27 protein-coding genes are annotated in these 23,684 nt (G+C 71.2%); 24 read left to right on the top strand and 3 right to left on the bottom strand.

Going from position 1 to position 23,684, the window contains the following annotated elements:
* The first annotated feature begins 13 nt into the window (after window positions 1-13).
* The 17 genes from AB0A63_RS36465 (at window position 14) to AB0A63_RS36385 (ending at window position 15,027) form a co-directional block, all read left to right on the top strand.
* Window positions 14-1,096 (top strand): DUF5667 domain-containing protein, encoded by a 1,083-nt coding sequence (locus AB0A63_RS36465; protein WP_360399837.1) that lies wholly within the window; start codon window positions 14-16, stop codon window positions 1,094-1,096.
* Between the two features lie 221 nt (window positions 1,097-1,317).
* Window positions 1,318-2,214 (top strand): HAD-IB family hydrolase, encoded by an 897-nt coding sequence (locus AB0A63_RS36460; RefSeq protein WP_360399834.1) that lies wholly within the window; start codon window positions 1,318-1,320, stop codon window positions 2,212-2,214.
* Window positions 2,215-2,283: 69 nt separating this feature from the next.
* The gene (locus AB0A63_RS36455) at window positions 2,284-3,753 is read left to right on the top strand and encodes a molybdopterin-dependent oxidoreductase (protein ID WP_360399831.1); all 1,470 of its coding nucleotides are present in this window, start codon (window positions 2,284-2,286) and stop codon (window positions 3,751-3,753) included.
* Between the two features lie 208 nt (window positions 3,754-3,961).
* Window positions 3,962-4,702 (top strand): redox-sensing transcriptional repressor Rex, encoded by a 741-nt coding sequence (locus AB0A63_RS36450; protein WP_360399914.1) that lies wholly within the window; start codon window positions 3,962-3,964, stop codon window positions 4,700-4,702.
* Between the two features lie 37 nt (window positions 4,703-4,739).
* Complete coding sequence (locus AB0A63_RS36445; protein ID WP_360399828.1) at window positions 4,740-6,056, top strand: glutamyl-tRNA reductase; 1,317 nt, start codon at window positions 4,740-4,742, stop codon at window positions 6,054-6,056.
* Window positions 6,053-6,988 (top strand): hydroxymethylbilane synthase, encoded by a 936-nt coding sequence (gene hemC, locus AB0A63_RS36440; RefSeq protein ID WP_360399825.1) that lies wholly within the window; start codon window positions 6,053-6,055, stop codon window positions 6,986-6,988. Before AB0A63_RS36445 ends, hemC begins: the two co-directional genes overlap by 4 nt.
* 18 nt (window positions 6,989-7,006) lie before the next feature.
* On the top strand, window positions 7,007-8,539 hold the full coding sequence (locus AB0A63_RS36435; protein WP_360399822.1) for a bifunctional uroporphyrinogen-III C-methyltransferase/uroporphyrinogen-III synthase: 1,533 nt from the start codon (window positions 7,007-7,009) through the stop codon (window positions 8,537-8,539).
* 79 nt (window positions 8,540-8,618) lie between these two features.
* Complete coding sequence (gene hemB, locus AB0A63_RS36430; RefSeq protein WP_360399819.1) at window positions 8,619-9,593, top strand: porphobilinogen synthase; 975 nt, start codon at window positions 8,619-8,621, stop codon at window positions 9,591-9,593.
* Complete coding sequence (locus AB0A63_RS36425; RefSeq protein ID WP_360399816.1) at window positions 9,578-10,093, top strand: hypothetical protein; 516 nt, start codon at window positions 9,578-9,580, stop codon at window positions 10,091-10,093. The genes hemB and AB0A63_RS36425 overlap by 16 nt, the downstream gene beginning before the upstream one ends.
* Before the next feature lie 9 nt (window positions 10,094-10,102).
* On the top strand, window positions 10,103-10,546 hold the full coding sequence (locus AB0A63_RS36420; protein ID WP_360399813.1) for a hypothetical protein: 444 nt from the start codon (window positions 10,103-10,105) through the stop codon (window positions 10,544-10,546).
* Window positions 10,543-10,959, top strand: coding sequence for a hypothetical protein (locus AB0A63_RS36415; protein ID WP_360399810.1), 417 nt, complete (start codon window positions 10,543-10,545; stop codon window positions 10,957-10,959). Before AB0A63_RS36420 ends, AB0A63_RS36415 begins: the two co-directional genes overlap by 4 nt.
* Window positions 10,956-11,576 (top strand): hypothetical protein, encoded by a 621-nt coding sequence (locus tag AB0A63_RS36410; protein ID WP_360399807.1) that lies wholly within the window; start codon window positions 10,956-10,958, stop codon window positions 11,574-11,576. Before AB0A63_RS36415 ends, AB0A63_RS36410 begins: the two co-directional genes overlap by 4 nt.
* Entirely contained in the window at window positions 11,576-11,998 is a 423-nt protein-coding gene (locus AB0A63_RS36405; protein WP_360399804.1) for a hypothetical protein, read from the top strand. Before AB0A63_RS36410 ends, AB0A63_RS36405 begins: the two co-directional genes overlap by 1 nt.
* Complete coding sequence (locus AB0A63_RS36400; protein WP_360399801.1) at window positions 11,995-12,540, top strand: hypothetical protein; 546 nt, start codon at window positions 11,995-11,997, stop codon at window positions 12,538-12,540. Before AB0A63_RS36405 ends, AB0A63_RS36400 begins: the two co-directional genes overlap by 4 nt.
* Window positions 12,541-12,551: 11 nt before the next feature.
* On the top strand, window positions 12,552-13,847 hold the full coding sequence (gene hemL, locus AB0A63_RS36395; RefSeq protein WP_360399798.1) for a glutamate-1-semialdehyde 2,1-aminomutase: 1,296 nt from the start codon (window positions 12,552-12,554) through the stop codon (window positions 13,845-13,847).
* Window positions 13,844-14,473 carry a histidine phosphatase family protein gene (locus AB0A63_RS36390; protein WP_360399796.1) on the top strand — a complete coding sequence of 210 codons (630 nt, stop codon included), beginning with the start codon at window positions 13,844-13,846 and terminating at the stop codon, window positions 14,471-14,473. Before hemL ends, AB0A63_RS36390 begins: the two co-directional genes overlap by 4 nt.
* The gene (locus AB0A63_RS36385) at window positions 14,470-15,027 is read left to right on the top strand and encodes a TlpA disulfide reductase family protein (RefSeq protein ID WP_360399793.1); all 558 of its coding nucleotides are present in this window, start codon (window positions 14,470-14,472) and stop codon (window positions 15,025-15,027) included. The genes AB0A63_RS36390 and AB0A63_RS36385 overlap by 4 nt, the downstream gene beginning before the upstream one ends.
* 174 nt (window positions 15,028-15,201) lie before the next feature.
* Here the strand turns inward: AB0A63_RS36385 and AB0A63_RS36380 are convergent, their stop codons facing one another.
* Window positions 15,202-16,194: a M64 family metallopeptidase gene (locus AB0A63_RS36380; RefSeq protein WP_360399790.1), complete on the bottom strand. Its 993-nt coding sequence runs from the start codon at window positions 16,192-16,194 to the stop codon at window positions 15,202-15,204.
* A 127-nt stretch (window positions 16,195-16,321) separates the two neighbouring features.
* Between AB0A63_RS36380 and AB0A63_RS36375 the strand changes: the two genes are divergently transcribed.
* The 4 genes from AB0A63_RS36375 to AB0A63_RS36360 all read left to right on the top strand — a co-directional run bounded on the left by AB0A63_RS36375 (window position 16,322) and on the right by AB0A63_RS36360 (window position 21,071).
* Window positions 16,322-17,098 (top strand): cytochrome c biogenesis CcdA family protein, encoded by a 777-nt coding sequence (locus AB0A63_RS36375; RefSeq protein ID WP_360399787.1) that lies wholly within the window; start codon window positions 16,322-16,324, stop codon window positions 17,096-17,098.
* A 41-nt stretch (window positions 17,099-17,139) separates the two neighbouring features.
* Window positions 17,140-18,615 carry a cytochrome c biogenesis protein ResB gene (locus tag AB0A63_RS36370; protein WP_360399911.1) on the top strand — a complete coding sequence of 492 codons (1,476 nt, stop codon included), beginning with the start codon at window positions 17,140-17,142 and terminating at the stop codon, window positions 18,613-18,615.
* Entirely contained in the window at window positions 18,615-19,538 is a 924-nt protein-coding gene (ccsB, locus tag AB0A63_RS36365) for a c-type cytochrome biogenesis protein CcsB (protein ID WP_360399785.1), read from the top strand. Before AB0A63_RS36370 ends, ccsB begins: the two co-directional genes overlap by 1 nt.
* Before the next feature lie 102 nt (window positions 19,539-19,640).
* Entirely contained in the window at window positions 19,641-21,071 is a 1,431-nt protein-coding gene (locus tag AB0A63_RS36360; RefSeq protein ID WP_360399782.1) for an AAA family ATPase, read from the top strand.
* A 54-nt stretch (window positions 21,072-21,125) separates the two neighbouring features.
* On the opposite strand, the gene AB0A63_RS36355 is transcribed toward AB0A63_RS36360, so the two are convergent.
* Window positions 21,126-21,293: a hypothetical protein gene (locus AB0A63_RS36355; protein ID WP_086667950.1), complete on the bottom strand. Its 168-nt coding sequence runs from the start codon at window positions 21,291-21,293 to the stop codon at window positions 21,126-21,128.
* A gap of 57 nt (window positions 21,294-21,350) precedes the next feature.
* Window positions 21,351-21,560, bottom strand: a complete 210-nt coding sequence (locus AB0A63_RS36350) for a BldC family transcriptional regulator (RefSeq protein ID WP_053737033.1) — start codon at window positions 21,558-21,560, stop codon at window positions 21,351-21,353.
* Between the two features lie 241 nt (window positions 21,561-21,801).
* Between AB0A63_RS36350 and AB0A63_RS36345 the strand changes: the two genes are divergently transcribed.
* Genes AB0A63_RS36345 through AB0A63_RS36335 form a run of 3 tightly spaced genes read left to right on the top strand, consistent with a single transcriptional unit; the run spans window position 21,802 to window position 23,653 of the window.
* Complete coding sequence (locus AB0A63_RS36345; RefSeq protein WP_360399777.1) at window positions 21,802-22,263, top strand: Lrp/AsnC family transcriptional regulator; 462 nt, start codon at window positions 21,802-21,804, stop codon at window positions 22,261-22,263.
* Window positions 22,264-22,267: 4 nt separating this feature from the next.
* A complete protein-coding gene (locus AB0A63_RS36340; RefSeq protein ID WP_360399774.1) occupies window positions 22,268-22,537 on the top strand; it encodes a DUF4229 domain-containing protein in 270 nt (89 codons plus the stop codon).
* Between the two features lie 27 nt (window positions 22,538-22,564).
* Window positions 22,565-23,653 (top strand): PLP-dependent cysteine synthase family protein, encoded by a 1,089-nt coding sequence (locus tag AB0A63_RS36335; protein ID WP_360399771.1) that lies wholly within the window; start codon window positions 22,565-22,567, stop codon window positions 23,651-23,653.
* The last annotated feature ends 31 nt before the right edge of the window (window positions 23,654-23,684 follow it).

Below are 23,684 nucleotides of genomic sequence, written 5' to 3'. Positions count from 1 at the left end.
TACTCGGGCTGAGATGGACGGCAAGGGAAGAACACCGCGGTGGCGGCAGACGGAGCACGAGCGATTCGCCCGTGCCGTGGAAGGCGGTCCGCAGCCGGTCGGGGGTGACTCGTTCGCAGAGGAGCTCGCGGTCGTCGAGCTGCTGCGCGGCCTGGACGTCGGCCCTGACGCCGCGACCCGCGAGCGGATGAGGCAGCGCGTCCTGACCGCGCCGCCACCGGAGAAAGCGCCGGTGCTCCTGTCGGTAAGACGCGTGGGAGCGCGTGGCCGGATGGCGGTCGCCGCCGCCGCGGTGCTGTGCCTGCTGATGTCACTCGGTGGCATGAGCGTGCTGCTCAGCCGTGACGCGCTCCCGGGAGACCCGCTGTACGGGGTGAAGCGCACCGCGGAGGGCGCCTCGCTCGGCCTGACCTTCGACGACGAGTCGCGCGCGCTGAAGCACCTGGAGTTCGCCGCCTCGCGCGTCACCGAGATGGAGACGCTCGCCGACCGCGGCGCCGACTCGGCGAGCCAGCTCACCGCCCTCGCCGACCTGGACGCCGACGCCGTGGAGGGCGCGCGCCAGCTCACCGCGTACGGCACCGTGGCCGACAAGACCGTCCTGCCCTCGCTGCGCGACTGGGCCCTCGACCAGTACGAGAAGCTCGGCGTCCTGCGCCCCCGCCTGCCGGAGGACGCCGGCAAGCACGCTGACACCACCATGTGGCTGCTCGCCTCCATCGCCCAGCGCGCCCACGACCTGGCCGCCCGCGCCGCCTGCCCCGACGTGGTCAGCGGCACCTCCGACCCGCTCGGCCCGCTGCCCGCGAAGGACGCGTGCGCCGCGGCGCCGACCCCGAGCACCACCCCCAGCCGCTCGCCGGTGGCCCCCACGCCGTCCGGTCGGCCGGTGCCGTCCGCGTCCGGCCAGCCGCCGGTGCAGCCGACGCAGTCCGCGGTGCCCGGCCTGCCGGGGGTCTCGACGCCGCCGGTGCCGTCCGGTCAGCCGGACACGACCCCGCCGCCCACGTCGGGCAAGCCGGGGATCACGATCCCGCTGCCGTTGCCCCTGCCGAGCATCTCGCTGCCGCTGCTGCCGGGGATCAGCTTCGGCTGACCCGGCCGCCCGCCGGCCGGCCGGGGCCGGCGCGGTGCGTGCTGCCGGGGTGCGCTCGGCCGCCGGGAGGAGGCGGCCCGGGGGCTTGGTCCGCCGGGCGCCGCCGCCCGTTCGGCACCACCCGCCACCCGTCACCCACCAGGTCTCGTTCCGGCACGACATGGAATCCGCTTCGGCGCAGTCGGGCGTTTTCGACCGGACCAGATCGCTAGGCTGGTCACATGGCAGGCAAGCGTGAGGTGCAGAGCGACCGGCTGGCCGAGCTCGCGGGTGAGGCGTCAGCCGACGCGGCCGTGGCCGCCGCTGCCGCCGCGCCCGAGCTCGAAGCCTCGCTGGCGGTGCCGACGGACCTGACGGCGGCCGCGTTCTTCGACGTCGACAACACGATGATGATGGGCGCGTCGATCTTCCACTTCGCGCGTGGGCTGGCGGCGCGCAAGTACTTCTCGTCGTCGGACCTTGCCGGGTTCGTCTGGCAGCAGCTGAAGTTCCGGGTCGGCGGGCGGGAGGACCCGGAGTCGGTGAAGGCCTCGCGGGAGCAGGCGCTGTCGTTCGTGGCCGGGCGCAGCGTCGCCGAGCTGGTGTCGCTGGGCGAGGAGATCTACGACGAGCTGATGGCCGACCGGATCTGGAAGGGCACGCAGGCGCTCGCCCAGATGCACCTCGACGCGGGGCAGCGGGTCTGGCTGGTCACCGCCACGCCGGTCGAGCTGGCGCAGATCATCGCGCGGCGGCTGGGGCTCACCGGTGCGCTCGGCACGGTCTCGGAGTCGGCCGACGGCATCTACACCGGCCGGCTGGTCGGCGACCTGCTGCACGGCAAGGCCAAGGCGCAGGCGGTGCGGTCGCTGGCCGCCAAGGAGGGGCTCGACCTGCGGCGGTGCACGGCCTACTCGGACTCGTCGAACGACGTGCCGATGCTCTCGGTCGTCGGCACGGCGGTGGCGGTGAACCCCGACTCGCAGCTGCGGGAGATCTCACGCCGCAAGGACTGGGAGATCCGCGACTTCCGCACCGGGCGCAAGGCGGCCAAGATCGGCGTGCCGTCGGTGCTGGGCGTGGGTGCGCTGGCGGGTGCCGTGGCGGCCACGATGGCGTGGCGGCGCCGGGTCAGGTAGCCCGCGGGCTGATTACCGACCCCTTACGGGCCGTGCGAACCGGGGCCGGGTCGGTGTCGAATGAGAGGCATGAAGCCCGCCAAGGCCGCTCTCACGGGACTGCTCGCCGTCATCGCCGCTCTCGCGGCCGGGCACCTGGTGGCCGCGTTCGTGGGCCTGAGCGCCTCGCCGTACCTCGCGGTCGGCAACGCCGCCATCGACCTCACGCCGTCGTGGCTCAAGGACTTCGCCGTCGCCACGTTCGGCACCTACGACAAGCTCGTGCTGCTCACCGGCATGGCGCTGGTCCTCGCGGGCGTCGGCGTCGCGGCGGGCCTGCTCAGCCGCACCAGCCCCACCCCCGGCTCGGTGGTCGCGGTCGCGCTCGGCGTCGTCGGCATCGCGGCCGTGCTGAGCCGGCCGGACGTCGGCCAGCTCAGCGTCCTCGCACCGGTCGCGAGCCTCGCCGCCGGCCTCTACGTCTTCCGCTACCTGCACCGGGAGGCCCAGCACGACGGCGCGCGGCGGGACTTCCTCGTCACTGCCGGGCTCGCGGCCGTCGCGGGCGTCGCGGGGCAGCTGTTCGGCAGCCGGACCGACGTCGAGGGCTCCCGCCAGGCGATCGGCGAGCTCAAGGCCGCCACGCCAGCGCCGGAGCCGCCACCGGGCGCCGACTTCACCGGGGACGGCACGCCGAGCTTCATCACCAGCGGCGACGACTTCTACCGGATCGACACGGCGCTGAGCGTCCCGCGGCTCCGCGCCGAGGAGTGGTCGCTGCGGGTGCACGGCATGGTCGAACGGCCGACCGTGCTCACGTTCGACGACATCCGCAGGCGCGACCTCACAGAAGAAGTCATCACGCTGGCCTGCGTGTCCAACGAGGTCGGCGGCCCCTACATCTCCACCGCCAAGTTCATCGGCATCCCGATCGGCGACGTGCTGCGCGAGGCCGGCGTGCGGGCGGGCGCCGACCAGCTGTTCAGCACCAGCGACGACGGGTTCACCGCGGGCAGCCCGCTCGACTACGTGCTGGAACGCGGCATGATCGCGATCGGCATGAACGGCGAACCGCTGCCCGCCGAGCACGGCTTCCCCGCGCGGCTCGTCGTGCCCGGCCTCTACGGCTACGTCTCCGCCACCAAGTGGGTCACCGACCTCAACGTGACCACGTTCGCCGAGGACCAGGGCTACTGGATCCCGCGCGGCTGGGCGACCAGGGCGCCGATCAAGACGATGTCGCGGATCGACCGGCCCAGGGGGCTCGCGAAGGTCCGAGGCAGGACCGTCGTCGCGGGCACGGCGTGGGCGCAGCCGAAGGGCGTGGCCAAGGTCGAGGTCCGCTTCGACGGCGGGCCGTGGCGGGAGGCCGTCCTCGCCGCCGACGTCAGCGACAGCACGTGGCGGATGTGGCGGGTCGAGGAGGACCTCCGGCCCGGCAGTCACACGGTCGAGTGCCGGGCCACCGACAAGTCCGGGTACACCCAGGACCAGGCGCGCCTGGACCCCGTTCCCGACGGTGCGACGGGATGGCACTCGGTCACGTTCACCGTCGAGTAGGCGCTCACCCGGAATGATCATGAGCCGAGGAAGTGCTGGTCACAGCCCGTCACTGCCGTCGCGACCGGCGAGCGCCGACTTTGTGCATGCGTTCACAAGCGGTACGGTGTGAGCATCACCAACGCCGCGGGCTCCCTGCGGTGGAGCACACCCGGAGGTCGGACGCGTGGCAGCACAGCGGGGCGAAGGTGAGACGACCGCCACCCCTCTGGAGCCCGCCGACAGGGAGCGCGCGCGTGCGATCCCGGAGGCGGCGGTGGCCAGGCTCGCCGTGTACCTCCGCGTCCTGTCCGGCATGTCGGACCAGGGTGTGACCGCGGTCTCCAGCGAGGAGCTGAGCCAGGCGGCCGGCGTCAACGCCGCGAAGCTCCGCAAGGACCTGAGCTACATCGGCTCGTACGGCACGAGGGGCGTCGGGTACGACGTCGAGGTCCTCGTGAGCCACATCGAGCGCATCCTCGGCCTCACCCGCAACCACTCCGTGGCCGTCGTCGGCATCGGTAACCTTGGTCACGCTCTCGCCAACTACGGCGGGTTCCCCGGCCGCGGGTTCCCGGTCACCGCCCTGTTCGACGTGGACGCCGATCTCGTCGGAGTGCCTGTTGGGGGCATTCCGGTCAACCACATCGACGAGATCACCGCTGTTTGCATCGAGCGCGAGGTGTCGATCGGCGTGATCGCGACGCCGCCGCCCGCCGCTCAGTCGGTTTGCGACCGTTTGGTATCTGCGGGCGTGCAGTGCATCCTGAACTTCGCACCGGTTGTCCTCCAGGTTCCAGACAACGTCGAGGTGCGCAAGGTTGACTTGGCGGTCGAGATGCAGATCCTGTCGTTCCACGTCGCTCGGCGTGCGGACGAGGCTGTGCACGCAGCAGGCGGCGTCTCGGCGGGGATCGGCCCGGCAGGCAACAACGGACATGGTGTGGACGGGATGGTGATTCGCCCGTGAGCGTGAGCCAGACGGCTCCGGCAGACGTGGTGAGTGCATGAGCGTGCTCGTAGTCGGTCTCTCGCACCGCACCGCACCCGTCCCGGTCCTCGAACGCGTCACCGTGGCCGAGCCCCAGCTGCCGAAGGTCCTCGGCCAGCTGCTCGCCGCCCCGAGCGTCTCCGAGGCGATGGTCCTCTCCACCTGCAACCGGGTCGAGGTCTACGCCGTCGTCGAGTCGTTCCACGGCGGCATGTCCGAGGTCGTCGACGTGCTGGCCCAGCACGCCCAGGTCGACCCGCAGTCGCTGTACGAACACTTTTACGTGCATTACGCCGCCGCTGCCGTCGAGCACCTGTTCTCCGTCGCGGCCGGCCTCGACTCGATGGTCGTCGGCGAGTCCCAGATCCTCGGTCAGCTGCGCGGTGCGTACGCGGCGGCGGACGAGGCGGGCACCGTCGGCAGGACCGTCCACGAGCTCACCCAGAACGCGCTGCGCGTCGGCAAGCGCGTGCACGCAGAGACCGGCATCGACCACGCGGGCGCGTCGGTCGTGTCCGAGGCCCTCGGCGACGCGGAGTCCGAGCTGGGCACCCTCGTCGGCAGGCGCGCGCTGCTCGTCGGCGCCGGTGCCATGGGCGGCCTGGCCGCCGCTCACCTGCGCAGGGCGGGCATCGGCGAGGTCGTCATCGCCAACCGGACGCAGGCCAACGGTGTGCGCCTCGCCACGTCCCTGCGGGCCGACGGCGTCCCCGCGACGGCCGTCGACCTCGCCGCGCTGGCCGTCGAGATCGACCTCGCGGACATCGTCTTCGCGTGCACCGGGTCGATCGACACGGTGGTCCGCGCGGACATGATCAGCGCCCGCTCGCGCCCGCTCGTCGTGTGCGACCTCGGCCTGCCCAAGGACGTCGACCCGGCCGCGGCCGAACTGCCGAACGTTCGTGTGGTGGACCTGGAAACGCTGCAGCGGCGCCTCTCGGACGCCCCGGCCGGACAGGACGCCAGGCTGGCCGCCCGGCTCGTCGCCGACGAGGTGAAGGCCTACCTCGCCACCCAGCGCTCCGCCGAGGTCACCCCGACCGTCACGGCGCTGCGCAAGCGGGCGGCCGAGGTGGTCGACGCCGAGCTGCTCCGCCTCGATTCGCGGCTTCCCGAACTGGACGCCGCGACACGCGGTGAATTGGCCAAGACGGTGCGCCGCGTTGTAGACAAGCTCCTGCACACGCCGACCGTCCGGGTGAAGGAGCTCGCAACCTCCCCCGGTGGTACCGGCTACGCGGAGGCTCTCCGCGAACTGTTCGGGCTCGACCCCCAGACGCCAGGGGCCGTCAGTCAGACCAAGCAAGCTTCTGTGGATGGTGAAACGCGGTGACCCGCACCCTACGGATCGGTACCCGTGGCAGCGCTCTGGCGCTCGCCCAGACGGGGACCGTGGCCGAGGCGCTCAAGGCTGCCGGAGCACAGGTCGAGATCGTCGTCATCAAGACGCCGGGCGACCTCTCCGACGCGCCCATCGCCCAGATCGGCATCGGCGTGTTCACGTCGGCCCTTCGTGACGCGCTCGCGAACGGCGAGATCGACGTCGCCGTCCATTCTTACAAGGACCTCCCGACCGCGCCGGACCCCCGTCTGGTGCTCGCGGCCGTGCCGCAGCGCGAGGACCCGCGTGACGCCCTCGTGGCGCGCGACGGGCTCACGCTCGGCGAGCTGCCGCCGGGGTCCACTGTGGGCACCGGTTCCCCGCGCCGTGCGGCGCAGCTGGAGGCCCTCGGCCTCGGGCTGAACGTGGTCCCGTTGCGCGGCAACGTGGACACCCGCATCGGCAAGGTCCGCAACGGCGACCTCGACGCCGTGGTGCTGGCTCGCGCCGGCCTCGCGCGCCTCGGTCGCACGAGCGAGATCACCGAGAGCCTGGAGCCCATCCAGATGCTTCCCGCACCCGCACAGGGCGCGTTGGCAGTGGAGTGCCGGATCGACGACGTCGACTCCGAGCACCTGATCCAGTCCACTTTGGACGACTCGGCCAGCCGGGCCGCTGTGACCGCGGAGCGCGCCATGCTGGCTGCGCTCGAAGCGGGCTGCAGCGCGCCGGTCGGCGCGCTGGCCGATGTGGTGGAGGACCTCGACGACGAGGGCAAGGTCGTGTACCGACTTTCCCTGCGCGGGGTCGCAGCGACGCCGGAGAACGATCTCCTCCGCGCGTCCGCCACCGGTGACTTGACCGAAGCTGAGGGACTCGGCCGGGCGCTGGCCGCCGAGTTGCTCGACCTCGGGGCCGCGGTTCTCAGCGGTCCAGAGGCGTAATCGATGGGGAGTGCCCTGATGACCCGCGCACGCAAGACCCCCGGACGCATCGCCTTCGTGGGCTCCGGCCCCGGCGACACCGGGCTGCTCACGGTCCGGGCCCACGACTTGCTCACCAGGGCTGAACTCGTGGTCACCGACCCGGACGTCCCCTCGGACGTCCTCGCGACCGTGGCGGAGGGAGTCGAGGTCCGCCCCGCCGTCGGCGAGTCCGCCGACGTGGCCAAGGACCTGGTGAACGAGGCGAAGAACGGCGCCACGGTCGTCCGCCTCGTCGCGGGTGACCCGCTGACGCTCGACTCGGTCGTCAAGGAGGCGCAGGCCGTCGCGAAGTCGACGATCCCGTTCGACGTCGTACCCGGCGTGCCCGCGGGCACCGCCGTACCGGCGTACGCGGGCGTCGCGCTCGGCGGCGTGCACACCGAGGTCGACGTGCGCGCGGTGACGGACTGGGCAGGCCTCGCGTCCGCCCCCGGCACCCTCGTGCTGCACGCGACCGGCTCGCACCTGGCGGAAGCCGCGTCGAACCTGGTCGAGAACGGTCTCGCGCCGCAGACGCCGGTCGCCGTGACCGCCGAGGGCACCGGTTTCCAGCAGCGCACCGTCGACACGACGCTGGCCGCCGCGGCCGCGGACGCCGGTGACCTGGGCGGCCCGCTGGTCGTCACGGTCGGTGCCGCCGCCGCCGCGCGCTCGAAGCTCTCCTGGTGGGAGTCGCGGGCGCTGTACGGCTGGCGCGTGCTGGTCCCGCGGACCAAGGAGCAGGCCGGCGCGATGTCCGAGCGGCTGCACTCGCACGGCGCGATCGCCGTCGAGGTGCCGACGATCTCGGTCGAGCCGCCGCGCAGCCCCGCGCAGATGGAGCGCTCGGTCAAGGGCCTGGTCGACGGCCGCTACCAGTGGGTCGTCTTCACCTCGACCAACGCCGTGCGCGCCGTGTGGGAGAAGTTCCGCGAGTTCGGCCTGGACGCCCGCGCGTTCTCCGGCGTGAAGATCGCCTGCGTCGGCGAGGCCACGGCCGCGAAGGTGCGCTCGTTCGGCATCATCCCCGAGCTCGTGCCGTCCGGTGAGCAGTCGTCCGAGGGCCTCCTCAACGACTTCCCGCCCTACGACGACATCCTGGACCCGGTCGACCGCGTGCTGCTGCCGCGGGCCGACATCGCCACCGAGACGCTGGCCGCCGGCCTGCGCGAACGTGGCTGGGAGATCGACGACGTGACGGCGTACCGCACCGTGCGTGCGGCCCCGCCGCCCGCCGACACCCGCGAGATGATCAAGTCCGGTGGCTTCGACGCGGTGTGCTTCACCTCGTCGTCCACGGTGCGGAACCTGGTCGGCATCGCGGGCAAGCCGCACGCCCGCACGCTCGTCGCGTGCATCGGCCCGCAGACCGCCGAGACGGCGCGGGAGTTCGGCCTCCGGGTCGACGTGCAGCCCGAGGAGGCGAACGTGCCCGCGCTGGTCGACGCGCTGGCCGCCCACGCCGCCCGGTTGCGCGCCGAGGGAGCGCTGCCTCCTCCCCGCAAGACGAAGCGTCTGCGCAGGAGCTAGAAGACACTGAAGCCGTCGGGGCCACTCCAAGATCCTTTGGGTGGCCCCTTCGACTCTCTTGAAGTCAGGGAGTCAAGCGATGTACCCACTGCACCGGCCCCGGCGTCTGCGCACGACGCCCGCCATGCGCCGCCTCGTGTCCGAGACCGAGGTGCGCCCCCGGCAGCTGATCCTGCCGATGTTCGTCAAGGAAGGCCTGGCGTCGCCGACCGAGATCAGCAGCATGCCGGGCGTCCTCCAGCACACCCGTGACTCGCTGCGCAAGGCCGCGGTCGAGGCCGTGCAGGCGGGCGTCGGCGGCATCATGCTGTTCGGCGTCCCGGCCGAGCGCGACGCCGTCGGCTCCGCCGGCACCGACCCGGACGGCATCCTCAACGCCGCGCTGGTCGACCTGCGCGCGGAGCTGGGCGACAGCACCGTGCTGATGTCGGACTGCTGCCTCGACGAGTTCACCGACCACGGCCACTGCGGCGTGCTCGCCGCCGACGGCACCGTGGACAACGACGCCACCCTGCAGGCCTACGGCGAGCTGGCCGTGGCCCAGGCCCGCGCCGGTGCCCACGTCGTCGGCCCCAGCGGCATGATGGACGGCCAGGTCGCGTTCATCCGCAACGCCCTGGACGCCGCGGGCTTCGCCGACACCGGCATCCTCGCCTACGCGGTCAAGTACGCCTCGGCGTTCTACGGCCCGTTCCGCGAGGCCGTCGAGTCGCAGCTCGCCGGTGACCGCAAGACCTACCAGCAGGACCCGGCCAACGCCCGTGAGGCGATGCGCGAGGTGCAGCTCGACCTCGCCGAGGGCGCGGACATGGTCATGGTGAAGCCGGCGCTGCTGTACCTGGACGTGCTGCGCGCGGTCGCCGAGGTGTCGGACGTCCCCGTCGCGGCGTACCAGATCTCCGGCGAGTACGCGATGATCGAGGCCGCCGCCGCGAACGGCTGGATCGAGCGCGAGCGGTCGATCCTCGAGTCGCTGACGTCGATCCGGCGCGCCGGTGCCGACATCGTGCTGACCTACTGGGCCGTGGAAGCCGCGCGGTGGTTGGACCGGTAACCGCTCCACCGCCCGTCCCGAAGCTCGTGAACGCGGCGCGCTGGTTGTGGATCTCCAGCGCGCTGCTCGGGATGGTGCGGTTCGTCGCCGAGCTGTTCGACCGCGAGACGCTCGTGGCGGAGGCCCGGCGGCAGAACCCCGGGATGGGCCAGGACCAGGTCGACGCCGGCGTCAACGGCGGCATCCTGTTCGGACTGCTGATCGTCACGGCCGTGCTGCTGGCGTACACCCGGCTCGCGAACACCATGGCACGCGGGAAGAACTGGGCCCGCGTCGTGCTGACCGCGATCGGCGCCGCGTCCGTCCTCTTCGGAGTGTTCCGGGTGTTCGCCTGGGCCAGTGGGATCGCCGCCGAGGTCGGTGTGGTGCTGCGGCCGGTCGACCTGGTGGTCACGGTCGTCACCGCCGGTCTGGACGCCACCGCGATCGTGCTGATGTGGCGGTCGTCCGCGCACTTCAGGACGCGCGTCGCGGTGGACACCGACTTCCTGCGGCCCTAAGTTCCGACCGTGACGTCTCCGAAGCGGTCGGGTGCTCCCGGCACGATCACCGCGGGGTTCTGGCTGGTCGTGGTCGGCATGGCGTTCGTCGTGCTCACCTCGCTCTTCCTGTGGGTCAACCGGCAGGTGCTCATCGACGCCCAGGTGAAGGCGAACACCGACCCGGGGCTCACCGCGCAGGAGATCGCCGACCTGGTGCCGACGGTGCTGCTGGTCGCGCTCGGCGTGAACGTGCTGCTGGCCGCGCTGGCGGTGTTCTTCGGCAACCGGGTCCGCCAGGGCTCGCGCAGGAGCCGCACGAGCCTGTTCATCACGCTGATGATCGCGCTGTTCTTCCAGCTGTTCGTCGACAACCTGCTCGGGCTGGTCGTCGTCGTGATCGCGCTGGGTGGTCTCGCGCTGCTGTTCTTCCGCCAGTCCACCGACTACCTCACCCGTGAGCAGGCGCTGTGAAGGAACCGCTGGAGGACACCGGAACGCCCAGGACGGTGCGGACCGCGGTCGGGCTGTGGCTCGCCATCGCCGTGTTCGTGCTGTTCGTGACCGCGGGGCTGTGGTTCCAGCGCGGGCAGGTGCAGGAGCTCACGAGGTGGACGTCCGGGCAGGTCACGAGCTTCCTGACGACCCTCACCGTGATCGCCGTGCTGTTCGCGGCCGCCTACGCCTGGCTGACCCGCGCGTTCTTGCGCCGCAGGAAGTGGGCTCGGATCGCGTTGTCGGTGATCGCGGTCGTGCACATGGTCTGGCTGCTGTTCCTCGGGGTGAGCGCGGCGAACCTGGTCACGTTGCTGCTCATCTCCGTCGCAATCGTCTTCACGTGGCAGTCGCGTACGGCACAGTGGTTCGCGGAGGTGCGTGACGAGTGAGCGATCCGCAGGGCTCCTGGCAGAACCCGGAGCAGTGGCAGAACCCCGGCCAGTACCAGGCGGCGCCCTACGAGGCCGGCCAGTACCCGCAGCCGACGAGCCAGTACCAGGTGCAGCCGGTGCACAACCCGGCCTGGTCGATGGCACCGCTGACCCCGGTGCTGCCCCAGGAGCTGGCGCCGCCGCGACCGGCGACGATCACCGCGGCGATGTGGACCTGGATCGCCGCTGCGGTCCTCGCCGTCGCCGTGCTGCCGGTGCTGATCCTCGGCAACGCCGACGCGCTGATCGGTGACTCGACGATCAGGGAGGACGACCGGCAGGCGGCTGAGCTGGGCGTGACGACGATCGCGGTGTTCGCGGGCTTCGGCATGCTCGTGGCGGCCGCGCCGTACGTGGCGTTCGCGGTCGTGCTGCGCAACGGGCAGAACTGGGCGCGAATCCTGCTGACCATCCTCGGCGCGCTCGGGTTGCTGAACATGATCGGCACGCTGCTGTTCGCCGTGCGCGCCGACTCGTGGCAGCCGGGGGTGCTGCTGACGCTGCTGGTGATGGGGCTGACCGTCGCGGCCGTGGTGCTGCAGTTCATGCCGGCGTCGAACAGGTACGTGCGTTAGTGCCCCTGTACCAGGAGTCCGGCAGCAGCCGGTGGCCGCTGGTGTGGGGACCGGCGTTCGCCGTCGCGGGCTACCTGGTCGAGCTGATCACCGGGCCCGCGTCCGTCGCGCTGTGGACGATCGTGGGCCTGGGGCTGCTGCTGGCCGCGTTCCTGTGGGTCAACGGGCGGCGCAAGGTCGGCAGCGTGCGGCTGACGACCGAGGACGTGCAGTTCGGGCGGGAACGCCTGCCGGTTGCGATGGTCGAGGCGTTCCGCGACGTGGGCGCGCCGACCGGGGCGCGGGTGCTCGGCGGTGGCTGGTCGGTGCCCAAGGGGACGACCGCCGTGCCGTTGCGGCTGTTCGACGGCACCGTGGTGCTCGGGTGGGCGCGCGATCCGGAAGCCTTGGTCGCCGCGCTGCTCAAGGTCGTGAGAGGGTGAGCGACGTGACAGAGGCGAGGTCGGACACCGGGTCGTCGGACACCGAGACGCCGGGGACCGGGTCGGCCGGGACCGAGGCGACTGGAACCGGGGCGACCGGGACCGGGGCGACCGCGGCCGGAGCGGCCGGTGCCGGGTCGCCCGTGCCCGCCGGTGGCGGGCCCGCCGAGCTGGCCGAGGAGTTCGAGCCCACCGCGGAGGAGCGCTCCCACGCGGCGGCCCTCGCGCAGGGCCCGTACCCCGCCACGCAGGCCGCCCCCGACCTCCACCAGCCCAAACGCGCCCTGATCGCCGCCGGGGAGCTGGTGGTGGCCGTCGTCCTCGTGCTGGTCGCCGTCTGGGCGTGGAACCGGGGCATCAGCACGCTCGCCTACCCGCTCGAAGGCCGCGACCCGCTGATCTCGACCCGCTACGAGGGCAACTGGCTGGGCACGGCCGTCGCCGCCGTCACGGTGTCCGCGATCCTGCTGCTCGACGCGGTCCGCCAGCTCGTGCTGGCCGCGCGCACCCGGCCGGGGAAAGCCGCCGACGCCGACGTGTGAGACTGGGGTACGTGACTGCGAGTCGATCCCAGGCCCTGTTCGAGCGCGCGTCGACGCTGACCCCCGGCGGGGTCAACTCTCCGGTGCGGGCGTTCCACTCCGTCGGCGGCACGCCGCGGTTCATGGTCCGCGGCGAGGGCCCGCACCTGTGGGACGCCGACGGCAACCGCTACGTCGACCTGGTGTCGTCGTGGGGCCCGATGATCCTCGGCCACGCCCACCCGGCCGTCGTCGAGGCGGTGCAGAAGGCCGCGGTCCACGGCCTGTCGTTCGGCACGCCGACCGAGGGTGAGATCGACCTCGCGGCCGAGATCGTCGACCGGGTCGAGCCGGTCCGCCAGGTCCGGCTGGTCAACTCCGGCACCGAGGCCACGATGAGCGCGATCCGCCTCGCTCGCGGCTTCACCGAGCGCCGCAAGGTCATCAAGTTCGCCGGCTGCTACCACGGCCACGTCGACGCGCTGCTGGCCCAGGCCGGCTCCGGCGTCGCCACGCTGGGCCTGCCGACCTCGCCCGGTGTCACGGGCGCGCAGGCCGCGGACACGCTGGTGCTGCCGTACAACGACATCGAGGCCGTGCGCGCGGCGTTCGCGGAGAACCCCGGCGAGATCGCCTGCGTGATCACCGAGGCCGCGGCGGGCAACATGGGCGCCGTCGCCCCGCTCGCCGACTTCAACCAGGGCCTGCGCGACCTCTGCGACGCCGACGGCGCGTTGCTGATCATGGACGAGGTCATGACCGGCTTCCGCGTCTCGCGCGCCGGCTGGTACGGCCTGGAGCGGGTCAAGGGCGACCTCTACACGTTCGGCAAGGTCATGTCCGGCGGTCTGCCCGCTGCGGCGTTCGGCGGTCGCGCGGACGTGATGGCCCGCCTCGCGCCCTCCGGCCCCGTCTACCAGGCGGGCACCCTGTCCGGGAACCCCGTGGCCGTGGCGGCCGGCCTGGCCACGCTGCGCGCCGCCGACGAGGACGTCTACCAGGCGCTGGACCGCAACGCGACCCGCCTGGGCGCGCTGTTCACCGCCGCGCTGACCGAGGCGGGCGTCGAGCACCGCGTGCAGTTCGCCGGGAACCTGGTGAGCGTGTTCTTCGGTTCTGAAGAGGTGAAGGACTACGCGGGCGCCCAGGCGTGCGAGACGTGGCGCTTCCCGCCGTTCTTCCACGCCCTGCTCGACCGCGGCGTCTACGCGCCGCCGTCGGCGTTCGAGGCGTGGTTCGTCAACGCCGCACTGGGTGAAGAGGAGTTCGCCGTGATCGCCGACGCGCTGCCCCACGCGGCCCGCGCCGCCAAGGAGGCCCGCAAGTGACCAGCACCGTCGTCCACCTGCTCCGCCACGGCGAGGTGCACAACCCGACCGGCATCCTCTACGGCCGCATCCCCGGCTTCAAGCTGTCCGAACGCGGCCAGAAGCAGGCGCTGACCGTGGCCGAGCACCTCGCCGACCACGACGTCGTGCACGTCGTCGCGTCCCCGCTGGACCGCGCCCAGCAGACCGCGGCACCGATCGCCGACTCCCACCGCCTGGAGCTCGCCACCGACGAGCGCCTGATCGAGGCGGACAACCAGTTCGAGGGCCTGAAGGTCTCCGTCGGCGACGGCGCCCTGCGCTCCCCGGAGCACTGGCCGAAGCTCGTGAACCCGTTCAAGCCCTCCTGGGGCGAGCCGTACATCGAGATCGCCCACCGCATGCTCGGCGCCATCCAGCGCGCCCGCGTCGCCGCCGAGGGCCACGAGGCCGTCTGCGTGTCCCACCAGCTGCCGATCTGGACCGTCCGCCGGTTCCTGGAGGGCAAGCGCATGTGGCACGACCCGCGCAGGCGCGAGTGCTCGCTCGCCTCCCTGACCTCGCTGCACTTCGAGGGCGAACAGCTGGTGCGCATCCGGTACTCCGAGCCGGCCGGCGCCACGAACCCGCGGGTGACCGGGGCATGAAACGCCTGCTCGTGCTGCTCCTGCTCGTCTCGGGCTGCACCGTCGGCAAGGACGCGTCCCAGGTCGGCGGCGGCGACTTCTACCTCGTCGCCCCCGGCGGCCAGGTGAACCTCCGCTACGAGGTCGCGGACCGCAAACCCCTCAAGGGCCTCGAAGGCGAGTCGCTGCTGGAGCCCGGCAAGACGGTCCGGCTCTCCGACTACGCGGGCAAGCCCGTCGTGGTCAACATCTGGGGAGCCTGGTGCGGGCCCTGCCGCACCGAGGCGCCGGAGATGCAGAAGCTGTACGAGGCGGGGACGCAGGTCATCGGAATCGACGTGAAGGAGACCTCGCCGGAACACCCGCGGGACTTCATGAAGGTCCGGAAGCTGACCTACCCGTCCATCTACGACCCGTCGGGACGCAGCTTCATCAACGTGTTCAAGGGGTTGTCGCCCAACTCGGTGCCATCGACGTTCGTGCTCGACAAGGAGCACCGGGTCGCGGCGGTGTTCCTGCAGGCGGTGCTGGAGTCGGACCTCAAGCCCGTGGTGGAGGAACTCGCCAAGGAGTGACCCTGCCTCCCCGCATTCGCACGTCACGCGGGGGCCCCGCGTTCCCTCCAGGGGAACGTAGGGCCCCCGCGTGACTTTTCAGGGGTACGTAGGGTCCCCGCGTGCCCTCCAGGGGTACGTGGGGTCCCCGCGTGACTTTCAGAAGCGGGGGATGGGCGGGGCTGCGGCACTCGGTCAGTCGGCCGGGGCCGGTGCGGTCGGAGTGGTCAGCGACGGGATCTTGGCCTTGAACGCCTTCACCATCGCCTCCCGCCCGATCGAGTTGAACTCCTTGCCCAGCGTGCGCATGATCGAGTTCTGGGTCGGCCGGTACAGCCCGTTCTTGTAGTACCGGGCACCCTCGACCGGTGCGATCACGCCGCCGTCCGGGGAGGGCTGGCCGAGGTGGGCCGACCACTTCAGTGCCCCGGTCGGGTCCTTGGTGACGTTGACCTCGCGCGGTTCGGAACCCGTGTAGGTGGCGTAGGGGTAGTCGTACTCGTCGGCGAGGCCGCCGATGGAGTGGCCGAGCTCGTGGACGGCGATCTGGCCCGCCTGGTCGTTGGAGCCGGCGGCGGTGGCGACGGAACCGCCTGCGCCGCCGTACTTCGCGGTGTTGCCGAGGGCGATGACCTGGTCGGCGGCGGGGGCGAGGGCGGCGAACTGCTTGGCCTTCGTCTCGTTCACGCACAGGAGGCGCTCGGTGTTCGGGTCGCGGCCCTGGCACCAGAAGCCCATGTCCAGTGCGGTGTTCCTCTCGACGCCCTTGGCCGGGTCGTTGTCCACGCCGGACTCCGCGGAGACGACGTTGACCTGCCAGACGTTGAAGTAGTCCTTGTAGGACGCGAACGGTTCCACGGCGGACAGCTCCGTCCACTTGCTCAGGACGTTCGCGGTGTAGGTCGGCAGGTCCGCCTCGGTGTAGCCGTCGCCGACGAAGACGAGGTCGAAGCGGTCGGCCGAGTCGCCGGTCACCTGGACCGGGACGACCTCGGCCGCGGCCAGTGTGCGCAGGTCGGTGGCTCTTTCCTTGGGAGCCTTGGGCGTGAGGGCCTGGGTGATGGAGCCGTCCTCGTTGAAGACCTCGCGCCACTCCATCGCGGGGGCTGCGCCGCCGGCCGGGGACTGGGCGAAGAGGGCCAGGGCGGTGACGGTCAACGCCGGGAAGATCAGCCGGGAACGTCGCATGTGATGACGCTAAGCACACGTGTTGTCACCCACAAGGCGGCAATCGTCGGTACTTCCGGCCCAAGGGCGCGATCCGAAGGTGACACCGGTCGTCGCGTGATCTGGGCAACTACCTACCCTGAGGTGTGTGAACCCCACCGATCTGGCGATCTCCGGGCCGTTGCTGCTGGCCACCGGGGTTGCCTTGCTCGCTGGCTTCATCTCCTTCGCCTCCCCGTGCGTGGTGCCGCTGGTGCCCGGCTACCTGGCGTACCTGGCCGGACTGGTCGGTGCCGAGGCGCCGCGGGTCGAGGCGAACGAGCCGGCCAAGGCAGGGCGGTGGCGGGTCGCGGGTGCGTCGTTGCTGTTCGTGCTCGGGTTCACCGTGGTCTTCGCGCTGGCGTCGATGGCGGTGCTCGGGGTCTCGCACGCGCTGCTCTTCAACGCCGACCTGTTCCAGCGGATCGGTGGCGTCGTCACGATCCTCATGGGACTCGTGTTCATCGGGCTGGTGCCCGCGCTGCAGAAGGACGTGCGGTTCCACAGCAGGCCGAAGGCCGGGCTCGTCGGGGCGCCGCTGCTCGGTGCGGTGTTCGCGCTCGGGTGGACGCCGTGCCTCGGGCCGACGCTCGCCGGGGTGCTGGCGGTGGCGCAGAGCACCGAGGTCGGGTCGATGTCGGCGCGCGGTGCGGTGCTGGTGCTGGCCTACTGCCTGGGGCTCGGGTTGCCGTTCGTGGTGCTGGCGCTCGGGGCGCGGTGGGCGCTGGGCGTGACGAAGTGGCTGCGCACGCACGCGCGGCAGGTGCAGGTCTTCGGCGGGGTGCTGCTGATCCTCGTCGGCATCGCGCTCGTCACCGGGCTCTGGGGTGAGTTCGTCGGGTGGCTGCGCTACTCGTTCGTCGACGTAGTGGAGTTGCCGCTCTAGTGATCGCCTTCCTGCGCAACACGTGGCGCGGCCTCACCTCCATGAGGACCGCGCTCACCCTGCTGTTCCTCCTCGCGCTCGCGGCCATGCCCGGCGCGTTGCTGCCGCAGCGGTCGCTGAACTCCGCGCGGGTCGACGACTACGTCCGCGAACGCGGCTGGTGGGGCGAGCTCCTGCAGGACCTCGGCTTCTTCGAGGTCTACGCGACGCCGTGGTTCGCGGCGATCTACCTGCTGCTGTTCACGAGCCTCGTCGGCTGCCTGCTGCCGCGCACGGTCGAGTACTTCAAGCAGATGCGCGCGAAGCCGGTGCTGACGCCGCGCAACCTCTCCCGCATGCCGCACCACGCGCAGGCCGAGCTCGACATCACGCCGGACGAGGCGGTCGCCAGGGCGAAGAAGGCCATGCGCGGCTGGCGGATGGAGACCGGCGAGGGCACGGTCAGCGCCGAGCGCGGGTTCCTGCGCGAGACCGGCAACCTGGTCTTCCACTTCGCGCTGCTCGGGCTGCTCGTCTCGTTCGCGCTGGGCAAGATGTACAACTACGAGGGCCAGGTCATCGTCCAGGCCGACGGCGGCCAGTTCTGCAACGGCGGCATCTTCAACTACGACCAGTTCCGGCCCGGTCTGCGCATCGACGGCACCGACCTCACGCCGTTCTGCGTCGAGATCGGCAAGTTCTCCGCCGAGTACCTCGACAACGGTCAGCCCGTCGGCTACCAGGCCGACATCCGCTACCAGTCCGGCGCCGACCTGGAGACGAACACCTGGCGGCCGTACACGCTGCAGGTCAACCACCCGCTGCGGACCAGCGGCGACCGGCTCTACCTGCTCGGCCACGGCTACACACCCACGTTCACGGTGACGTTCCCCAACGGGGAGAAGCGCACGCAGGGCATCCAGTGGCTGCCGACCGACCAGCTGACGCTCGCCTCCGAGGGCGCGACGAAGTTCGACCCGCCGGGCATCACCGACTCCGAGCAGCGGCGCAAGAACCAGATCGCGGTCACCGGCCTGCTGGCGCCGACGCCGTTGCTGCACGGCAACATCCTGAACTCGAAGTTCCCCGCGCTGAACGCCCCGATGGTCGCCGTCGACGTGTACCGCGGCGACCTCGGCGTGGACGACGGGCGCGGGCAGTCGATCTTCTCGATCGATCAGGAGCTGGTGGAGCAGGGCCGGTTGCAGAAGGTCGCGCGCAAGAACCTCGCGCTGGGCGAGGAGATCGCGCTCGACGACGGCACGAAGGTCCGGTTCGACTCGGTCAACGACTGGGTGTCGTTGCAGGTCTCGCACGACCCCACCCAGGGGTACGTGCTCGCGTTCGCCGTGCTGATCATCCTCGGGCTCGGCGTCTCGCTCACGGTCAAGCGCCGTCGCGTCTGGGTGCGTGCGACTCCTCGGGAGGACGGGCGTACGTTGGTCGAGGTCGGCGGCCTCGCCCGCACTGACCAGGCCGGATACGGCGAGGAGTTCACGCGGCTGGCCCGCGCGGTGTTGATAGGGGAGAAGTCCTGATGCCGGTCAACGAGACACTCGCGACCTACAGCGACTGGCTGTACCGCAGCGCCCTCGGGGTCTACCTCTTCGCGATGGCGTTCTACCTGGTCGAACAGGCCTTCACGCGGGCGCCGCGCAAGGCCGAGGCGCTGGTGGGCGCCGGTGCGCCGGTCCCGGGACCGGCCGAGGAACCGACCAGGCGCGAGGTCTCGCGGCCGGAGCGGTTCGGCCGCATGGGTGCCGCGCTGACCGTGCTCGGCGCAGTGCTGCACCTGGGTTCGCTGGTCATGCGCGGCCTGTCCGCGGGGCGGGCTCCCTGGGGCAACATGTACGAGTACATGTCGCTGCTGTGCCTGGCCGCGGTGGTGGCGTGGATCGTGCTGATGGCGAAGTTCCCCATCCGCCGCCTCGGCGCGTTCGTGCTGGTGCCGATCTGGGTGCTGCTGTTCCTCGGCGGCACGGTGCTCTACGCCGAGTCCGCGCCCGTGCAGCCGGCGCTGCGCTCGTACTGGCTCGTGATCCACGTCTCGGTGATCTCGATCTCGTCCGGCGTCCTGCTGATCCCCGGTGTGGCCTCGGTCCTCTACCTGCTGAAGGACGGCAGGGACGACCGGCTGCCGAGGCTGCCGTCGGCCGACGTGCTCGACCGCCTGGCCTACCGCACGACGGTGCTGGCGTTCCCCTTGTTCACCGCGGGCATCATCTGCGGCGCCATCTGGGCGGAGGCGGCCTGGGGCCGGTTCTGGGGCTGGGACCCCAAGGAGACCGTGGCGTTCGTGTCGTGGGTCGTCTACGCGGCCTACCTGCACGCCCGTGCGACGGCTGGCTGGCGTGGCCGCGGGGCTGCGTGGATCAACGTGGCCGGGTTCGCGCTGAACGTGTTCAACCTGTTCTTCATCAACTTGGTCACCAGCGGGTTGCATTCCTACGCGGGTCTCTAACGAGTTAGCCCCCACGTCGATGGAACCGTTGCCGGTTGCGTACCGTCGCAACCCGGGGGTCGGGGAGGTCTCGATCCTCCTTGCTCAGGGAGGGCCACAGCGGTGACACGGCAACCACCGGGTGAGGAACAGGGCTCGGGCCCGCAGTACGTCGACCCGCAGACGGCCTACCTCGACCCGCAGCAGTCCGGTCCGCAGCAGATCAGCGGCCAGTCCGGCGCGTACCCCGTCGCCGGCGGTCAGTCAGGCCCCTACCCGGCACCGCACGGCTCCGGCGCGTACCAGGTCCCCGGTGGGTCGGGCGCGTACCCGGTGCAGGGCGGCTCCGGCGCGTACCCGGTGCAGGGCGGCCAGTCGGGGCCCTACCAGGTGCCCGGTGGGCAGTCCGGTGCGTACCCGGTGCCCGGCGGGCAGTCCGGTGCGTACCCGGTGCCCGGCGGGCAGTCCGGCGCGTACCCGGTGCCCGGTGGGCAGTCCGGGCCGTACCCGGTGGCCGGCCAGTCCGGGCCGCACCAGGTCGGCGGCGGCCAGTCCGGTCAGCACAGCACGGCCCAGTACGGCCAGTTCGCCGGCCAGCAGTACCCGAACAACTTCCCGCAGCAGCAGTACCGCTCGCAGGCCCAGGAAGTCTCGTCGCAGCAGCTGATCAAGAAGGAGAAGCGCCCGCCGTCGTCCGGCTGGCGCAAGTCGCTCCACTCGATGAGCGGCGGCCTGATCAACCTCGGCGAGAGCCCGGCGGACCTGCGCCGGCGTGAGCTGATCGCGCGGATCAACCAGCCGCTGCGCGGGTGCTACAAGATCGCGATGCTGTCGCTGAAGGGCGGCGTCGGCAAGACCACGACGACCACCACGCTGGGCTCGACGTTCTCGTCGCTGCGCGGTGACCGGGTCATCGCCGTGGACGCGAACCCGGACCGCGGCACGCTGGCGCTGAAGATCCCGCGGGAGACCACGGCGACCGTGCGGCACCTGCTGCGCGACGCTTCGCGGATCACGAAGTACAGCGACGTGCGCGCGTACACCTCGCAGTCGCCGTCCCGCCTGGAGGTGCTCGCCTCCGAGCAGGACCCGGCGGTGTCGGAGGCGTTCAGCGAGGACGACTACCGGCGCACGGTGGCGTTGCTGGAGCACTTCTACAACATCGTGCTCACCGACTGCGGCACCGGACTGATGCACTCGGCCATGAAGGGCGTGCTGGACGAGGCGGACTCGCTGGTCCTGGTGTCGTCCGGGTCGGTCGACGGCGCGCAGACGTCGGCGGCCACGCTGGACTGGTTGGAGGCGCACGGCTACGGCGCACTGGTCGCCAAGTCCGTGTGCGTCATCAACTCGGTGCGGCCGAAGTCCGGCAAGGTCGACCTGGACAAGCTCTCCGCGCACTTCGCGCAGCGCTGCCGGTCCGTGGTCCGCATGCCGTTCGACGCGCACCTGGAGGAAGGCGCCGAGATCGAGCTGGACAAGCTCGCGCCGGAGACGCGCCTGGCGCTGCTGGAGCTCGCCGCGGTGGTCGCGGACGACTTCCCCAACACCTAGGCGCTGGTCGTCAGAGCACGCGAGAGGGGCCCCGGGAACGGGGCCCCTTGTCGTTCACTCGTCGCGTTTGCGCTGCTCGTCGAGCTTGCGGAGGAACTCCGGGTCGTCGTCAGGTGCGATCACCTTGCGGCCCGGGGTGTACTCCGAATGCTGTGGGGCGAACGCCCGCCACACGAGCACAGCCACGGTGAGCGCACCGATCACCGCCAGCAGGTAGATCATCTGGTCGCCACCTCCCTTTGCCACGAGATTACCCGCGGCACGGGGATTGCCGCGGTCTCAATGGCGGACGGGTTCGGTCGCCTCGGTCGTGAGTTCCGTGAGCAGCGCCTTCACCTCGGTCTCACGGAACCTGCGGTGTCCTCCAGGGGTGCGGATCGAGCCGATGCGTCCAGCGGTCGCCCACCGGGTCACGGTCTTCGGGTCAACCCTGAACAGGTTGGCCACTTCTCCAGGCGTCAACAGGCGCTCGGTCGCTGCAGCAGTCACTACTGCCTCCTCAGATCAGACGTTCCGGTCCGATCGTGGCATCTCACCCGTCAGGTACTCGAACGCTTGTTTTTTGGTAAAGAGGTAGTAATGGGACGACCGACGCGTTTCGGACACTCCCCCCGTTGACGGCCGCACGCGGGGCCCTCCCGTGCTCTCCTGGTGAACGAAAGCTCCCCGCGTGCACTTCAACTGTGACCGGGACGACGTGCACGCGTGTGCGAGGCATAGGGTGTCGCGGGTGGATGCACTTGATCGCCAGATCATCGCCGCGCTGCGTGCCAACGGGCGGGCCACCTACGCCGACCTGGGCCGACAGGTCGGGCTCTCGGCCTCCGCGGTGCACGAGCGGGTCGGCAAGCTCGAGTCGGCCGGCGTCATCGTGGGCTACCACGCCGTGGTCGACCCCAGCTCGGTCGGCCTGGGCGTGACCGCGCTGATCGGCATCCACCCCACGGACACCGCGGACGACAACGAGGTCGCGGACGAGCTGGCCGAGCTGATCGAGGTCGAGTCCTGCTACCGGGTGGCGGGCGACGAGTCGTTCGTCGTCAAGGTCCGGGTGGCCACGGTGGACGACCTGGAGAAGTCGCTGGGCAGGTTGCGGCGCATCCCCGGAGTTGCCCGAACGCGCACGACGGTGGTGCTGTCCACCCGTTTCGAAGGACGGCCGAACACCTCCGACGAAGGCGACGTAACCTGAACGGGTGCTCGCTCGAGATGTGACCCTGTACGTTCTGGCCCGCTTCGGTCTCGTCGCGGTGGTGACGGGTGCTCTCCTGCTGTTCAAGGTCCCGCTGCTGGTCGCGCTGGTGGTCGGCATCGTGGTGGCGCTGCCCGCGTCGCTGTTCGTGTTCAAGGGCCTGCGCGAGCGGGTCGCCGCCGGTCTGAACGAGCGCGACGCCGTGCGCAGGGCCGAGCGGGACAAGCTGCGCGCCCAGCTCCGCGGTGACGAAGGTCCCGTCACCCAGGCGTGAGCCCGTGGCGCGGATATCGTGCCCGGTGTGAGCACTTCTGTGGACCGGTGTTGCAGCAGGACCAGGCACTGGGTGTGTGAGGCCGTCGGGATCATCGAGGCGGATGCGAACCGCAGCGCGGACACGCACCTGCTGCGCTACCCGCTGCCGCTCGACTGGGGCATCGACCTCTACCTCAAGGACGAGTCGACGCACCCGACCGGCTCGTTGAAGCACCGGCTGGCGCGGTCGCTGTTCCTCTACGCGATCTGCAACGGCTGGGTGACCGGCGGGACGCCCGTGATCGAGGCCTCCTCCGGTTCCACGGCCGTGTCCGAGGCGTACTTCGCGCGGCTGCTGGGGCTGCCGTTCATCGCCGTGATGCCGCGGTCGACGTCCGCGGAGAAGGTCGCGCTGATCGAACGCCAGGGCGGCCGGTGCCACTTCGTCGACGACCCGTCGGCGCTCTACGACGAGTCCCGCCGCCTCGCCGCAGAGCTGGGCGGCCACTTCATGGACCAGTTCACGCACGCCGAGCGCGCCACCGACTGGCGCGGGAACAACAACATCGCCGAGTCGATCTTCGACCAGATGCGGCTGGAGCCGTCGCCGGAACCGGAGTGGGTCGTCGTCGGCGCCGGCACGGGCGGCACGTCCGCGACCATCGGCCGGTACATCCACTACCGCAAGCTGAACACGCGCCTGGCCGTGGTGGACCCGGAGCACTCGGTGTTCTTCGACGCCTGGCGCGACGGCAACCCGGACCTGGTCGGCACCCGCGGCTCGCGGATCGAGGGCATCGGGCGCCCGCGCGTGGAGCCGTCGTTCGTCGGCCAGGTGATCGACCGCATGATCAAGGTCCCGGACGCGGCGTCGGTGGCGACGATCCGGTACGTCGAGGACCTGCTCGGACGCCGGGTCGGCGGCTCCACCGGCACGAACCTGTGGGGTGCGTTCCAGGTCGTGGCCCAGATGCGGCAGTCGCGCACCCGCGGCAGCGTGGTGACCCTGCTCTGCGACGGCGGCGAGCGTTACGCGAACACCTACTACGACGACTCATGGGTAGCTGCCCAGGACATGGACCTCGCCCCGTGCCTGGACCGCCTCAACAACTTCCACCGCACGGGGAACTGGTGACGAGAGCGCTGCGTCACAGCGTGACCTGAGC

This window comes from Lentzea sp. NPDC042327 (assembly GCF_040647275.1).
Classification (GTDB): domain Bacteria; phylum Actinomycetota; class Actinomycetes; order Mycobacteriales; family Pseudonocardiaceae; genus Lentzea.
Note: the sequence above shows the minus strand (reverse complement) of the source record. Positions and strands in the feature narration are given on the sequence as shown.